The sequence below is a fragment of the Streptomyces laculatispora genome, from assembly GCF_017353455.1.
Classification (GTDB): domain Bacteria; phylum Actinomycetota; class Actinomycetes; order Streptomycetales; family Streptomycetaceae; genus Streptomyces; species Streptomyces laculatispora.
Window position 1 is genome coordinate 1 of sequence record NZ_JAFMPZ010000086.1, and the last position, 14,086, is coordinate 14,086.

General features: G+C 70.0%; 13 protein-coding genes. 4 read left to right on the plus strand and 9 right to left on the minus strand.

Annotated features, from left to right (window positions below):
- The first annotated feature begins 38 nt into the window (after positions 1-38).
- Positions 39-1,043 (plus strand): 2-hydroxyacid dehydrogenase, encoded by a 1,005-nt coding sequence (locus J1C73_RS04680; RefSeq protein WP_207315214.1) that lies wholly within the window; start codon positions 39-41, stop codon positions 1,041-1,043.
- A gap of 27 nt (positions 1,044-1,070) precedes the next feature.
- Here the strand turns inward: J1C73_RS04680 and J1C73_RS04685 are convergent, their stop codons facing one another.
- The 3 genes from J1C73_RS04685 to J1C73_RS04695 all read right to left on the minus strand — a co-directional run bounded on the left by J1C73_RS04685 (position 1,071) and on the right by J1C73_RS04695 (position 6,044).
- Positions 1,071-2,963, minus strand: coding sequence for an anthranilate synthase family protein (locus J1C73_RS04685; RefSeq protein WP_207315215.1), 1,893 nt, complete (start codon positions 2,961-2,963; stop codon positions 1,071-1,073).
- Positions 2,964-3,064: 101 nt separating this feature from the next.
- Complete coding sequence (locus J1C73_RS35880; protein WP_073735655.1) at positions 3,065-3,121, minus strand: trp operon leader peptide; 57 nt, start codon at positions 3,119-3,121, stop codon at positions 3,065-3,067.
- A gap of 94 nt (positions 3,122-3,215) precedes the next feature.
- Positions 3,216-6,044: an N-acetylmuramoyl-L-alanine amidase gene (locus J1C73_RS04695; protein WP_207315216.1), complete on the minus strand. Its 2,829-nt coding sequence runs from the start codon at positions 6,042-6,044 to the stop codon at positions 3,216-3,218.
- Between the two features lie 157 nt (positions 6,045-6,201).
- Between J1C73_RS04695 and J1C73_RS04700 the strand changes: the two genes are divergently transcribed.
- Together J1C73_RS04700 and J1C73_RS04705 are read left to right on the plus strand one after the other, a co-directional pair.
- Entirely contained in the window at positions 6,202-7,548 is a 1,347-nt protein-coding gene (locus J1C73_RS04700) for a class II 3-deoxy-7-phosphoheptulonate synthase (RefSeq protein WP_164494414.1), read from the plus strand.
- A gap of 171 nt (positions 7,549-7,719) precedes the next feature.
- On the plus strand, positions 7,720-8,004 hold the full coding sequence (locus J1C73_RS04705; protein WP_207315217.1) for a (2Fe-2S)-binding protein: 285 nt from the start codon (positions 7,720-7,722) through the stop codon (positions 8,002-8,004).
- A 34-nt stretch (positions 8,005-8,038) separates the two neighbouring features.
- On the opposite strand, the gene bfr is transcribed toward J1C73_RS04705, so the two are convergent.
- Positions 8,039-8,518, minus strand: a complete 480-nt coding sequence (bfr, locus tag J1C73_RS04710; RefSeq protein ID WP_123470058.1) for a bacterioferritin — start codon at positions 8,516-8,518, stop codon at positions 8,039-8,041.
- A gap of 154 nt (positions 8,519-8,672) precedes the next feature.
- Between bfr and J1C73_RS04715 the strand changes: the two genes are divergently transcribed.
- Entirely contained in the window at positions 8,673-9,305 is a 633-nt protein-coding gene (locus tag J1C73_RS04715; RefSeq protein WP_123470055.1) for a sulfite oxidase-like oxidoreductase, read from the plus strand.
- Positions 9,306-9,334: 29 nt separating this feature from the next.
- Here J1C73_RS04715 and J1C73_RS04720 read toward each other — a convergent pair whose 3' ends face one another.
- From J1C73_RS04720 to thiS, 5 genes are all read right to left on the minus strand, one after another.
- Positions 9,335-9,892 (minus strand): DUF4396 domain-containing protein, encoded by a 558-nt coding sequence (locus tag J1C73_RS04720; RefSeq protein ID WP_207315218.1) that lies wholly within the window; start codon positions 9,890-9,892, stop codon positions 9,335-9,337.
- Positions 9,893-9,982: 90 nt separating this feature from the next.
- The gene (locus tag J1C73_RS04725) at positions 9,983-10,840 is read right to left on the minus strand and encodes a deoxyribonuclease IV (RefSeq protein WP_207315219.1); all 858 of its coding nucleotides are present in this window, start codon (positions 10,838-10,840) and stop codon (positions 9,983-9,985) included.
- Between the two features lie 6 nt (positions 10,841-10,846).
- The gene (pknB, locus tag J1C73_RS04730; RefSeq protein WP_207315220.1) at positions 10,847-12,766 is read right to left on the minus strand and encodes a Stk1 family PASTA domain-containing Ser/Thr kinase; all 1,920 of its coding nucleotides are present in this window, start codon (positions 12,764-12,766) and stop codon (positions 10,847-10,849) included.
- A gap of 288 nt (positions 12,767-13,054) precedes the next feature.
- Positions 13,055-13,849 (minus strand): thiazole synthase, encoded by a 795-nt coding sequence (locus J1C73_RS04735; protein ID WP_207315221.1) that lies wholly within the window; start codon positions 13,847-13,849, stop codon positions 13,055-13,057.
- A 2-nt stretch (positions 13,850-13,851) separates the two neighbouring features.
- Positions 13,852-14,070 carry a sulfur carrier protein ThiS gene (thiS, locus tag J1C73_RS04740; protein ID WP_207315222.1) on the minus strand — a complete coding sequence of 73 codons (219 nt, stop codon included), beginning with the start codon at positions 14,068-14,070 and terminating at the stop codon, positions 13,852-13,854.
- Between the last annotated feature and the right edge of the window lie 16 nt (positions 14,071-14,086).

A 14,086-nucleotide genomic window follows, 5' to 3' on the forward strand; every position in this document is an offset into this window, starting at 1 on the left:
GGCCCCCCACCTCACCCGCATCAGTCACGGGAGACGCAGTGGAAATCCTGGCCTTCGGCGTGCAGTCCGACGAGAAGCCGCTGATCGAGAAAGCCTTCGCCGGGAAACACGAGGTCCGCTGCCTGGACGTCTTCCTGAACCGGGACACCGCACCCATCGCGGCCGGCTACGAGATCATCTCCACCAGCGTCAACGCCGACCTGGGCAGCAGCGTCCTGCAGACCCTCGCGGCCGGCGGCACGCAGATGATCGCCCAGCGCTCCACCGGCTTCAACAACATCGACCTGGACGTCGCCGAGCGCCTCGCCATGCGCGTGGCCCGGGTCTCCTCCTACTCGCCCCACTCGGTCGCCGAATTCGCCTGGACCCTCGCCATGGCGGTCAACCGCCGCGTCATCCGGGCCGCCGGCCGCACCCGCGACTTCGACTTCCGCCTCGACGGGCTCCTCGGCCGGGACATGCACGGCCGCACGGCCGGTGTCGTCGGCACCGGCAAGATCGGTGAGGCCTTCACCCGGATCGCCCATGGCTTCGGCATGAATCTGCTGGGCTGGGACGTCGCCGAGAACCCGGCCTGCGTCGAGCTCGGCATGCGGTACGTCGACAAGGACCAGCTCCTCGCCGAGTCCGACCTGATCAGCCTGCACGTCCCGCTGCTGCCCTCGACCCACCACGTCATCGGCAAGGACGCCCTGGCCCGGATGAAGGACGACGCGATCCTGATCAACTCCAGCCGCGGCGGACTCGTCGACACCACCGCCCTGGTCGGGGAGTTGCGGGCCGGCCGGTTCCTCGGCGTCGGACTCGACGTGTACGAGGCCGAGGCCGGGCTCTTCTTCCTCGACAAGTCGATCGAGGGCATCGACGACGACACCCTGGCCCGGCTGGTCACCTTCCCGAACGTCATCGTCACCTCGCACCAGGCGTACTACACCGAGGACGCGGTGGGCCAGATCATCGAGGCCACCGTCCAGAACGTCGACGACTACCTGGCCCGCCGCCGCAGTGCCAACGTCCTGGTCCCGGCGCCGCCCGGACCCTGAGCACCCGACAGGGTCCGGGCGGCCGCCTCAGCCGCGCACCGGCAGTCCGGCCAGCAGCTCGCTCACGATCGCCGAGCCGCGCAGCGTCAGCACCGACTCCGGGTGGAACTGCACCGAGGCGAAGCCGTCCCCGCGCAGCGCGTGCAGCTCCCCGGTCGCCCCGTCCACGCTCGCCTCGATGCCGTGCGCCGCCAGCTCGGCGGCCACGGCGTCGTCGCAGCGCGCGGTGAAACTGTTGTAGAAGCCGACCGTCTCCGGCCGCCCGAACAGCTCGATCCGGGTCTGCGCACCCTGGTACGGCACCGTCTTGCGGACGATCTCCAGCCCCAGCTCCGCAGCGATCAGCTCATGGCCCAGGCACACCCCCAGCAGCCCGTGCCGGTGGCCTTGGACCAGCTCCGCCGCCAGTGCCCGCAGCTGCCGCATCTTCGGATCGTCCGGATCGCCCGGATTCCCCGGCCCGGGGCCCAGCACCACGGGCCCCTCGTGCGCCCGCACGGCCGCGCGCAGCCCCGGTTCGTCGTAGCGGCGCACCGACACATCGAGACCCGAGGCGCGCAGCAGATGCCCCAGCATCGCGGTGAACGTGTCCTCGCCGTCGATCACCAGCGCATGGCCGGACAGCTCGTCGGTGCGCTCCTGCATCCGCAGCCAGAACGGTGCGAGCCCGTCCCGCCTGGCGTCCAGCGCCGCCCGCACCCGCGGGTCCGCGGCCAGTCGCGGCGGCGCGCCCACGGTTCTCGGCCGGCCCGGCAGCACGCCCAGCGCGGTCAGCACCCCGGCCGCCTTCGCGTGGGTCTCGGCGACCTCGCCCGCCGGGTCGGAGTGGCGCACCAGCGTCGCCCCGACCGGCACCCTGAGCTGCCCCCGCGCCGAGATGTCGGCGGTCCGGATCAGGATCGGCGAGTCCAGCGTCTGCGCCCCGTCGGGTCCCTGCCGCAGCAGGGCCAGCGCACCCGCGTAGTAGCCGCGCCCGCCGGTCTCGTACCGCTCGATGACCCGGCAGGCGTTCTGCACGGGGGAGCCGGTGACCGTCGCCGCGAACATGGTCTCCTTCAGCACCTCGCGCACATCCAGCGAGGAGCGCCCGCGCAACTCGTACTCCGTGTGCGCGAGATGGGCCATCTCCTTGAGCCGGGGGCCGATCACCACACCGCCCATGTCGCCGACGGTGCACATCATCTTCAGCTCCTCGTCGACCACCATGGAGAGTTCCTCGGTCTCCTTTCGGTCGCCGAGGAAGGCCAGCAGGCTCTCGGCGGACGGCCCTTCGGCGGGGTAGCGGTAGGTGCCGCTGATCGGGTTCATCACGACCGTCCCGCCGGACATCCGCACATGCACCTCGGGGCTGGCCCCGACCAGTGTCCTGTCCCCGGTGTGCACGACGAACGTCCAGTACGCGCCCCGCTCACCGGCCAGCAGCCGCCGGAACAGCGCCAGCGCGTCCGCCCTCCCGAACCCCGGGATCTCACCCCGGAAGGTCCGCCGGATGACGAAGTTCGCGCCCTCGCCCCGGCCGATCTCGTCCTCGATGACCCGCCGGACGGTCCCCGCGTACTCCTCGTCGGCGACATCGAAAGCGCCGTCCCGGACCCGCACCTCGTGCGCGGGGAGCTGCTCCAGCGTCTCGTCGAGCGGCAGCGCGTAGGTCTCGTCCGCGACCAGGACGGCCAGCGGTGTTCCGTCGTCCCGTACGTCGAAGCCGCGCTCGGCGATCTGCCGGAACGGCACCAGGGCGAGCGAGGGCCGCTCACAGACCGGGAGGTCCGCCAGCCGGTCCACCTCCCGCACCTCACCGATCAGCACCTCGACGGTGTCGTGGTCATGGCCGGGGGTACGCCTGCGGAGCAGGGCGAAGGGCGGGCAGTCCTCGCCGAGAAGTCTCTGGACGATCGTGTGCGGTGCCGGGTGCGGTGTCATGGCGGGTGTTCCTTCCACTGGAATCAGCTGGGAGGAACGGCCCGTGGACACGGAAAAGGCCGCCCCTCGGGCGGCCTCTGCGTCTTTCTGCGTACGCGCAGTCAGTGGGCCGCCGGATGAGCGGTCCACCACCAGTTACGGGTCGAGTGCGCGAACATGCCCGAACCCTAACCCACGATCGGGCACGAGGAGGCCCGCTCCACCCGATGGATGGAACGGGCCTGCGGTCCGGTCAGCTCAACTCGGCTCAGCTCAGAACAGCGAGTTGTAGATCTGCCAGCCGGTGCCGACCTGCGCCTTGGCGGCGAAGGGCTTGGCCGCGTTACCGGTGCCCGCGTAGAACCAGAGCTCTCCCGATCCGTTCACGCCGATCAGGTCCCCGATGCCGTCCCGGTTCAGGTCGCTCGGACCCAGCATCAGCTTGTAGGCGCCCCAGCCGGAACCGATCTGCACCCGCTTGGCATACGGCGCGGTGGCGCTGCCGGTACCCGTGTAGGTCCAGAGCACTCCGGACTTGTCCCGCGCCACGAAGTCAGCCTTGCCGTCACCGTTCAGATCGCCGGTGGAGACGACGGCGTCGTAGATCTGCCAGCCCGTGCCTATCTGCGCCTTGGGGGCGAAGGGCTTCGCCGGGTCACCCGTTCCCTTGTAGAAATAGATCACCCCGGAGCCGTTGCGGGCGATCACGTCCGCCTTGCCGTCCCCGTCCAGGTCGCGCATGCCCCAGATGCCGTCGTACTGGTTCCAGCCGCTGCCCACCTTGAGCCGGGCCAGATACGGCTTGTCCGGGTTGCCGCTGCCGCGGTAGTACCAGAGCACACCGTCCTTGTCGCGGGCCACGATGTCGCCCGTGCCGTCGGCCCGCATCGCGGTCATGGCGGTCATGGCGGTGTAGTTCTGCCAGCCGTAGCCCATGAGGTAGCGCTTGTAGTACGGGGACGTGGCGCTGCCGGTGCCCTGGTACTGCCAGACGTCGCCCGCGCTGTCCCGGCCGATGATGTTGTAGCGGTTCGTCCCGGCGTCCGGGACGGTGCTGCTCGCCTGCTGGACGTCGCTCGCCCTCACCCAGGCGATGCGGTGGTTGTAGCGGATCGGGTAGAAGAGGTTCGTGCTCCCCTTCACCAGCGTCCGGTCGTTCTCGGCCGTACCGGCGAACGTACCCGCGAACCAGTAGTCACCGGCCTGGGCCGGACCCACCTGCGGGTACGCCTGGCCTGCGGGGACGACGTACTTCGACAGCGACTCGTCGTTCTTCGTCTGCACCGGCACACCGGTGTCCGAGTAGGCGGCTTCCTCCGGGTAGGCGCGCCCGTACACCGGGATGGACGTCACACCCGCCCTGGGCTTCAGCACCGGCTGGGCGGTCTTGGCGACCGCCTTGGTGAACTGGCCGCCCGGGTTCTGGAACCAGGCCTTCTTGCCGCCGTACCAGATGGCGGTCCAGTCGGCCTTGGCCTCGGCGACGACGTACTGGCCTCCGGCGACGACCTTGTTGCCCCAGTTCGGGCCGTCGGTGGCCTTCACGTTCGGGATGTACGGGTCGCTGATCATCGCGGACGTCGTGGAGGCCGAGGTGTAGAGGTAGCCGAAGTTCGTCGGCTGCTTGGCCACCGTGCTGCCGCCGTACGTCAGCGTCGGCTGGTTGGCCGTGGTGAACGGGGGCACGACCCGGACCACCTGGCCGGCCTTGACCGGGCCGCCCGCGCCACTGGCGCCGGTCGGGGCGCCGACCAGGGACATGTAGTGGTTCCAGTCCCAGAAGGGTCCCGGGTCCCAGTGCTGGCCGGCGACGTTGCCGTCCAGGACGCCGGGCACCTCGTCGTGGCCGATGATGTGCTCACGGTCGAGCGGGATGGAGAACCGGGCGGCGAGGTACTTCACGAGCGTCGCGGACGACTCGTACTGCGGCTCGGTGTACCAGCTGCCCGACTTGATCGCGTAGCCCTCGTGCTCGATACCCACCGAGTGCATGTTCACGGTCTTGTTCGCCGCGTGCCACGCCTCGTTCCTGGTCTCGACCATCTGGGTGACCAGGCCGTCCTTGGCCCGGATCAGATAGTGCGCGCTCGCGTAGGACGCCGGGTTCTGGAAGGTGGCCAGCGAACCGTCGTACCCGCCCTCCGTGTCGTGGATGACGATGTAGCGGATGTCCTCGCCGCTCGCCGGACGGTCGGCGACGTTGTAGTTGCCGAAGTCGTCCGGGGCGCTGCTGTTCTGCTTGTACCCGGCGGGCCTGAAGTCGCAGTTCAGCCCGGACGGGCACTCCGGGGCCGGGGTCGCGGTGGTGCTCGCGTTCGTCGCCGCGAGCGGCATGTTCGCGGGTTTGACCGGGGCCACCGACGGGTCGGCGGGCAGCGACAGCTGCTGGCCGTCCGCCGTCAGCCGGCTCTCGCCGTTGCGGACGGACTCGAAGACGCGGTTGGCGAAGAGCGTGGCGCCCTTGGTGTCCGGTGCCTGGCTGTAGCGCGCGACGGCCGGGTACCACTTGCCGGCGTCGTCGGGCAGCGAGTCGGTGGCCTCGCGCTGGTACTTCGCGAGCAGCGCCGCGCCCGCGCGGATGGACTGCGCGGTGTCGTCCTGCACGGCGCCGGCCGGCTTGCCGATCAGCTTCGCGGCCTCGTCCAGTGTGTGCAGCTCGGCCGCGCCGGTGTCCACCCGCTTCGGCAGGGTGCGCAGGGCACGCTCGGCGTCGAAGTGCTTCGTCACGGCCGGGTCGCCGCTCATGTTGAGGTGTGCGAGCCGCTCCGCGTCCGTCGGCTGCTCGATGTCGTCCTCGGTGACCCGGGTGAGCCCCATGACGTTGTACGCGCCGCTGGTGCTCGGCTCGCCGTCGTGGCTCTCCCACAGCGTCTGGCGGTAGGAGACCGCCATCAGCACACTCTGCGGTACGTCGAACTCGCGCGCCGCGTCCTTGAACTGCGTCTGCAGCGCGGCGGCCGCGGAGGCCGGCTTGCTGTCGGTCGTCACGGTGTCCTGGGACGCCATGGCGACCGTGCCGATCGTCGCGGTCGCCACGACCGCTGCCCCCACCCCGTAGAGCATCCGTCTCTTCTTGAGGTCCTTGCGATGGTTCTGCTTCAAAACCCCACCCCTGCGGTTCATTTGCTTGACATCCGAAAACGGTGACGCTAGCAGCCCCGACTGTGTCCCTCGTCACTGGCACGCCGCCTCGTCCGTCTCAGTCACTGAGCATCAGGAAAAGCAGTCGACAGGACCCCGTAATGTGGAACCCGTGACCGTGAACGCCAATACCTCCGTCGCCGGTGGCAACACCTGGCGAGACCTTCCCGCGGCGCAGCAGCCCGAGTACCCCGACTCCGAGGCGCTGCGCGATGTACTCGCGGACCTCGCGTCGTATCCGCCGCTCGTCTTCGCGGGCGAGTGCGACCAGCTGCGCGCCCGCATGGGAGCCGTCGCCAAGGGCGAGGCGTTCCTGCTCCAGGGCGGTGACTGCGCCGAGGCCTTCGACGCCGTGTCGGCCGAGCACATCCGCGCCAAGCTGAAGACGCTGCTCCAGATGAGCGCCGTCCTCACCTACGCGGCCTCCGTGCCCGTCGTCAAGGTGGGCCGGATCGCCGGCCAGTACTCCAAGCCGCGCTCCAAGTCGACCGAGACCCGCGACGGCGTGACCCTGCCGACCTACCGCGGCGACTCCGTCAACGGCTTCGCCTTCACCGAGGCCGAGCGCGTCCCGGACCCGGACCGGCTGAAGCAGATGTACCACGCATCCGCTTCCACGCTGAACCTCGTCCGCGCCTTCACCACCGGCGGTTACGCCGACCTGCGCCAGGTGCACGCCTGGAACCAGGACTTCGTGAAGTCGTCCCCGTCCGGCCAGCGCTACGAGGCACTGGCCCGCGAGATCGACAACGCGCTGAACTTCATGAAGGCGTGCGGCACGGACCCGGCCGAGTTCAAGGCCGTCGAGTTCTACGCCTCGCACGAGGGCCTGCTGCTGGACTACGAGTCGGCGCTGACCCGCACCGACTCGCGCACCGGCGAGCTGTACGACACCTCGGGACACATGGTGTGGATCGGTGAGCGCACCCGCCAGATGGACGGCGCGCACATCGAGTTCGCCTCGAAGATCCGCAACCCCATCGGCATCAAGCTCGGACCGACGACCACCGTCGACGAGGCGCTCGGCTACATCGACCGCCTCGACCCCGAGCGCGAGCCCGGCCGGCTGACCTTCATCGTCCGGATGGGCGCCGACAAGGTCCGCGACAAGCTCCCCGAGCTGGTCGAGAAGGTCACCGCCTCCGGTGCCACCGTCGCCTGGGTCACCGACCCGATGCACGGCAACACCTTCGAGGCCGCGTCCGGCCACAAGACCCGCCGCTTCGACGACGTCCTGGACGAGGTCAAGGGCTTCTTCGAGGTGCACAAGGGCCTCGGCACCCACCCGGGCGGCATCCACGTCGAGCTCACCGGTGACGACGTCACCGAGTGCGTCGGCGGCGGCCACGAGATCTTCGTGGACGATCTGCACCAGCGTTACGAGACGGCCTGCGACCCGCGGCTCAACCGCAGCCAGTCGTTGGACCTCGCGTTCCTGGTCGCCGAGATGTACCGGGACCAGTAGGCGTCACCGCTGGTAGCGCAGTTGCGACTGTGGGGCACGGATCGATGTGATCTGTGCCCCACAGGGCGTTCCGGGGCTTTTGCCGCTCTCGGGTGACAGGTAAGGTTAGGTTAGCCTCACCGATTATCGGGACGGCCGCCACGATCCATCCCGCCGGGAGGTGAAACCCGCATGTACGTCTGCTCGTGCTTCGGCGTCACGGAGCAGCAGGTCAAGAAGCATGCGGAAGCCGGCGCCTGCACGCCCCGCCAGATAGCCTCCGCCTGCAAGGCGGGGACCGACTGCGGCAGCTGCGTCCGCACCATCCAGGCGATGCTCGGCCGCGGCGCCTGTCCGCGCCGCGAACTGCTCGACCGGAAGCAGCCGCCCGGCACGGTCGAACGTCTGGACGCCGGTACCGAACCCGGCGCCGTCCCCGCTCTCGGGCCGACGGCCGGATTCCCCGAAGCCGCCTGAGCGTGGCCGGGTACGGATACCGGCCACGCGTCGGTCAGCTCTCCGGCTGCTCGATCAGCTGCGCGATGTAGAGCGGCTCGCCGAGTTTCTCGACCAGTTCCAGCTGGGTGTCCAGATAGTCGATGTGGTGCTCCTCGTCGGCCAGGATCGACTCGAAGATGTTCGCGGACGTGATGTCGCCCTTGCCGCGCATCAGCTCGATGCCCCGCTTGAGGCGGTCGATCGCCTCCACCTCGACCTGGCGGTCCGCCTGGAACATCTCGGTGACCGTCTGGCCCACGCGTACGTGGAAGAGCCGTTGGTAGTTCGGCAGTCCATCGAGGAAGAGGATCCGGTCGGTCAGGATCTCGGCGTGCTTCATTTCGTCGAACGACTCGGATCGGGTGTACTTCGCGAGCTTCGTCCAGCCGAAGTTGTCCTGCATCTTTGCATGCAGGAAATACTGATTGATGGCAGTCAATTCGGCGGTCAGCTGTTCGTTCAGGAACTCGAGGACCTCGGGGTCGCCCTGCATCGCAGAGGCTCCTTCCAACCGGTGAACTGGGCAAGTTGGCCGCATCTTCGCATCGCACCCGGTGGTCGTCCAGTAAGTACATGCTTAGTGGTATTTGCCCGAAACGTCTCTGTGCTGGTCATGACCACCCCTGCCTGTCTGTCACCATGGAGTCATGGGTCAGCCGGAAAGCCGGGAACACCGCGCATCAGAGCAGTCCGAGCTTCCGCCGGGACAGCGACTGCAGCGCGGCTGGCCGGTCACCCATTACGGGCCGGTGCCGAAGTTCAAGCCCGACCGTTGGGAATTCCGGGTTTTCGGGGCCACGGCCGACGGTGACAAGCACTGCTGGAACCATCAGGAATTCTCGGCGCTGCCCTTCTCCTCGGTCGTCGCCGATCTGCACTGCGTGACGAAATTCAGCATGCTCGGCGCCGAGTGGGGCGGGGTGCTCGTCCGCGACGTCGTGGCACTAGCGCCGCCCGCGCCCCATGTCACCCATGTGATGGTCTGGGCCGAGTACGGATTCAGCTCGAACCTCAGGATCGACGACTTCACCGCCGAGCGGGCTTTGTTCGCCACCCACAAGGGCGGTGAACTGCTCACCGCCGAGCACGGCTTCCCGCTCCGGCTGGTGGTTCCGCAGCTGTACGCCTGGAAGGGCCCCAAGTGGGTCCGGGGCATCGAGTACATGACCGCCGACCGCCGCGGCTTCTGGGAGGAGCGCGGCTATCACAACATCGGCGATCCGTGGAAGGAACAGCGCTACTCCTACCAGGAGGAGCCCGGGGACGGCCCCGAGCTCTGACCCCCGGCCCTGCCGGTCCCCGGGCCGCCTCAGTGGTGGTACTGGTGCACCACGGCGTGCCCCTTGCCGCGGCCGATCATCCACTTGTTGACCGGCGTGGTGACGACGAAGGCCACGGCCAGCGAAAGGGCGAGCGTCCCCCAGAACAGCGCGTCCGCGAGTGTCGCGTCCATCGCGCCGGGCCACAGGGCGATCAGCCCGTTGTCGATCAGCTCCATCACCGCGATGGAGAGCGTGTCGGCGGCGAGGGCGACGCGGAACGCCGTACGGAAGTCGACGCCGGCCTTCCGGATGGAGCGCAGGGTCAGCGTGTAGCCGAAGAAGAACGCCAGGGCGATCGCGAGGGCCATCGTCGCCATGTTGCCCCAGCCGAACGCCGTACCGATCACCATGCCGAGCACCTCACCGATGGCGCATCCGGTGAGGCAGTGCAGGGTGGCCTGCGCCGCGGTCCTCCACCCGACGGTGCCGGGGTGATGGCCGGAGTGGTCCGCGTGGTCGGCGTGGTCGGCGTGCGCGGTGTGGGCCGTGCGGCCCGGCTCGGCCGTGTGCGCTGAGTGGTCCGTGTGCGCCGAGTGGTTCTGCATGTCGATCCCCCAATGCTGGATGGCGGTTCCTGTCGACTACAGGAACCGTATACCCCCCTGGGGTATTCCGCATCCGTGGGCGGGATCGGATCAGCTCCGGCCGCGCAGCTCCTTCAGCCGGGCCACGTCCGCCGCGTGGCCCTCCTTGCCGCCCGGTGTCTCGATGATCAGCGGAACGCCCTCGGTGGCCGGATGGGAGAACAGCTCGCGGAACGGCTCCTCGCCGATGTGGCCCGCACCGATGTTCTCGTGGCGGTCCTTGTGGGCTCCGGCCACGTCCTTGGAGTCATTGGCGTGGATCAGCTTCAGCCGGCCCTCGCCGACCGTCTCCACCAGCAGGTCCAGCGTCTCGTTCATCCCGCCGGGACCGGCCAGATCGTGTCCCGCCGCGAAGATGTGGCAGGTGTCGAGACAGATGCCGAGCTTCGGATGGGCGTCGAGTGCGTCGAAGTACGGGCCGAAGTCCCAGGTCCGTGAGCAGAGCGAGAACCCCTGACCGGCGGTCGACTCCAGCAGCAGGAACGGGTCGTCGTCGTGCGTCAGCTCGTCCAGCAGTGGCCGCATATGGGTGCGCACCTGGGCCAGCGCCTCCTGGCGGGGGCGGCCGTTGGTCGCCGAGCCGGTGTGCACCACGACGCCCAGGGCGCCGATCTCGCGGGCCCGGCGCAGGGAGTGGCGCAGTGAGTCCACGGACTTCTCGACGGTCGCCGCGGTGTGCGAGCCGAAATTGATCAGGTACGGGGCGTGAACGTACACCGGCAGGGACCCGGCGGCGCACTCGGCGCGGAACTGCTCGTCCTGGGCCGGATTCCCGGCCGGGGCCGCCCATCCGCGCGGATTGGCGACGAAGACCTGGACGGCCTCCGCGCCCATCTCCCGGGCGTAGGGGAGGCCGGTCCTGGCGAGGCCGCCGGCCACCGGTACATGGCCGCCGACGGGGTTGCGCATACGGATCTAGAGCCCCTTGGTCCTGATGGTGATGGTGCTGCCCTCGGGGGCCCGGTCGCCGCCGTCGACGGACTGGCTCGCGATCGTGTCGCTGAAGGAGAGGAACGGATGGTCGACCTTGACCTCGAAGCCCGCGTCCTCCAGCTCGCTGCGGGCGTCGGCGACGTCCTTGCCGGTGACGTCCGGGACATCGATCAGCTGCGGGCCCTTGGAGACCGTCAGCGTGATGCTGTCGCCCTCGGCGGCCTCCTGGCCCTCGGCCGGTGACTGCTCGGCGATGTCGCCCGCGTCCTCGGGGGAGTTCACCCGGCGGGGCAGCACCTTGGCCTTCAGCCCCTCCTCGTCCAGCGCGTCGGTGGCGTCCTTGACGGAGAGGCCGGTGACATCGGGGACGTCGACCGGGCTGCCCTTGGAGACCACGATCGCGACCGCGGTGTCCGGGTGGCGCTCGGCGCCCGCCTCGGGATCCGTCCGCACCACCTCACCGGCCCCCGCGTCCTCGCTGAACTCCTTGGTGGTCATACCGGGCACCAGGCCCGCCTTCGTCAGCTTCTGCCTGGCCTCGGCCAGGGTGCTGCCCTGGACGTCGGGCACCTTCACGATCTCGGGCCCGCGCGAGACGACGAGTGTCACCGAGCCGTTGCCCCGGATCCGGGCAGCCGACTTCGGGTCGCTGTCGATCACCTTGCCGCGGTCGACCGTGTCGCTGTAGGCGCGCTCGACGCCCTTCAGTTCGAGACCGGCGTCCGACAGCCGCCCCTTGGCCGCCTTCTCGCTCTGGCCGAGCACCGAGGGGACGTGGGTGAACTGGCCGGAGTTGATGTACCAGACGCCGCCGCCGATCCCCAGGACCAGCAGCACGGCGACGACCGCCGCGACGATGCCGCGCCGCGGCCCGCCGAGGAGCCCGGTCCGGCGGTCCGGCTGTGCCGGCGGCAGCGGCGGGGGCATCTCCAGCCGGCTGGTGTGGTGGGCGGTGCCCTGGCCGGGCGGCAGCACCCGCGGGATCACGCTCGTGCGGTCCTCGGCGGCGTCGCGCACCTCGGCGAGGGCCTGCGGCGGTATCGTGTCCAGCTGGGTGTCGGTGAGGCCGGAGCGGGCCCGGCGGGACTCGGCGAGCAGTGCCACCGCGTCGAACGGCCGGACCTCGGGGTCACGCGCGGTGGCGCTCGCGACCAGCGCGTCGAGCTCGGGCGCGAGACCCGGGACGAGGCCCGAGGGGGCCGGGACGTCCTCGTTCAGATGCTGGTAGATGACCTGGGCGGGGGAGTCGCCGGTGTGCGGCTTGGCTCCGGTGAGCATCTCGTACAGCACCACACCGCACGCGTACACATCGGCGCGGGTGTCCGCGGTGCCGTGCTCGATCTGCTCGGGCGCGAGATAGGAGACGGTGCCCAGGATGGACCCGGTGGTGTTGGTGACCGTGCCCACGGCCCGTACCAGGCCGAAGTCGGCGACCTTGACCCGGCCGTCGTCGCCTATGAGCACGTTCTCCGGCTTCATGTCCCGGTGCACGAAGCCCGCCCGGTGCGCGGCGCCGAGCGCCGCGAGCACCGGCTCCAGGATGTCCAGCGCGGCCCGCGGCTGCAGTGCGCCGCGCTCGCGCAGCACATCGCGCAGCGTGCAGCCCGCGACGTACTCCATCGCCAGATAGACGTAACTCCCCTGGGCCCCCTGGTCGAAGACCCCGACCACATTGGGGTGCGCGAGCCCGGCCACCGACTTGGCCTCACGGATGAAGCGCTCGACGAACGAGGCGTCGGTCGCCAGCGCCGGGTGCATCACCTTGAGGGCGAGCACCCGGTCGAGCCGGGTGTCCATGGCCCGGTAGACCGTGGCCATGCCGCCCACGGCGATGAGGGCATCGACGCGGTAGCGGCCGTCGAGCAGCTGCCCGACGAGAGGGTCCTGGAGGGTCGTATCCACGCAGCGAGTCTACGAGCCGACGCGGACACGGCCGACTGGCCGGGTGGCACCGCGGCCTCGGAGGCTGTCGGGTGACCTGGCGACCGGGCGTTCACATCTCGTCGCGCACGCTTCCCGCGTTACCGCTATGTCCTGATAGCTCCGCCACCGGGGACCATCAGCACCTTGGAATCGCAGGCCCAGGACCGCGTCCGCTTCGCGGTCGCAGGTCACCCGTCGGCCTCGTACTGCAGCCGAGCCGTGACAGGGACACGCGATCCACCGCTGCCGGAGTTCCGGGTTCCGGGCTCAGAACGCCGGACGCTCCGGGTCCAGCGCCGCCCGGCCCGCCATCGGCGACGACGCCTCGGCGAAGTGCCGGCGCGGTATCCGTCCCGCGCGGTACGCTAGCCGCCCGCCCTCCACCGCATGACGCATCGCGGCGGCCATCAGCTCGGGCTCCTGGGCCCGGGTCACCGCCGAGGCGAGCATCACCGCCGCACACCCGAGCTCCATGGCGAGGGCCGCGTCCGACGCCGTCCCGGCGCCCGCGTCCAGGATCACCGGGACCCGGGCCTGCTCGACGATCAGCTGGAAGTTGTGCGGATTGCGGATGCCCAGACCCGAGCCGATGGGGGAGCCGAGCGGCATCACCGCCGCACATCCCACGTCCTGGAGCCGGCGGGCCAGCACCGGATCGTCATTGGTGTACGGCAGGACGGTGAAACCGTCGTCCACCAGGATCTCCGCGGCGTCCAGCAGCTCGATCGGGTCGGGCAGCAGGGTCCGCTCGTCGGCCACCACCTCCAGCTTGACCCAGTCGGTGCCGAGCGCCTCGCGGGCCAGCCGGGCGGTGAGCACGGCCTCGCCCGCGGTGAAGCAGCCCGCGGTGTTCGGCAGGACGCGGATGGAGAGCCGCTCCAGCACGGAGAGCACGGAGCCCCGCACGGTCGGGTCGAGGCGGCGCATCGCGACGGTGGTCAGCCCGGTGCCGGAGGCGACGAGCGAGCGTTCCAGCACATCGAGGCTGGGCGCCCCGCCCGTTCCCATGATCAGCCGGGAGCCGAGGACGCTGTCCCCGAGGGTGAAGAGGTCGTCGGACACGGTCAGCCTCCCTGGACCGCGGTCAGGACCTCGACCCGGTCGCCGTCGGCGAGCGCCGCGGCGGACCACTGGCCGCGCGGCACGACGGTCTCGTTCAGTGCGGCCGCGACGCCCGAGGGCGCCCCGGTCAGGGCCGCTACGAGGGCGTCCAGGGTGGTGCCCGCGGCGACGGCGACGGCCTCGCCGTTCACGGACACGGAGAGGGAGAGGGGCGCGGTCATGCGGGCTGCTCCTGGG

Coding starts and splice junctions, on each gene's coding strand:
- J1C73_RS04685 (WP_207315215.1), bottom strand. CDS start 2,963: ATGACACCGCACCCGGCACCGCACACGATCGTCCAGAGACTTCTCGGC.
- J1C73_RS04705 (WP_207315217.1), top strand. CDS start 7,720: ATGTACGTCTGCTCGTGCTTCGGCGTCACGGAGCAGCAGGTCAAGAAG.
- bfr (WP_123470058.1), bottom strand. CDS start 8,518: ATGCAGGGCGACCCCGAGGTCCTCGAGTTCCTGAACGAACAGCTGACC.
- J1C73_RS04715 (WP_123470055.1), top strand. CDS start 8,673: ATGGGTCAGCCGGAAAGCCGGGAACACCGCGCATCAGAGCAGTCCGAG.
- J1C73_RS04720 (WP_207315218.1), bottom strand. CDS start 9,892: ATGCAGAACCACTCGGCGCACACGGACCACTCAGCGCACACGGCCGAG.
- J1C73_RS04725 (WP_207315219.1), bottom strand. CDS start 10,840: ATGCGCAACCCCGTCGGCGGCCATGTACCGGTGGCCGGCGGCCTCGCC.
- thiS (WP_207315222.1), bottom strand. CDS start 14,070: ATGACCGCGCCCCTCTCCCTCTCCGTGTCCGTGAACGGCGAGGCCGTC.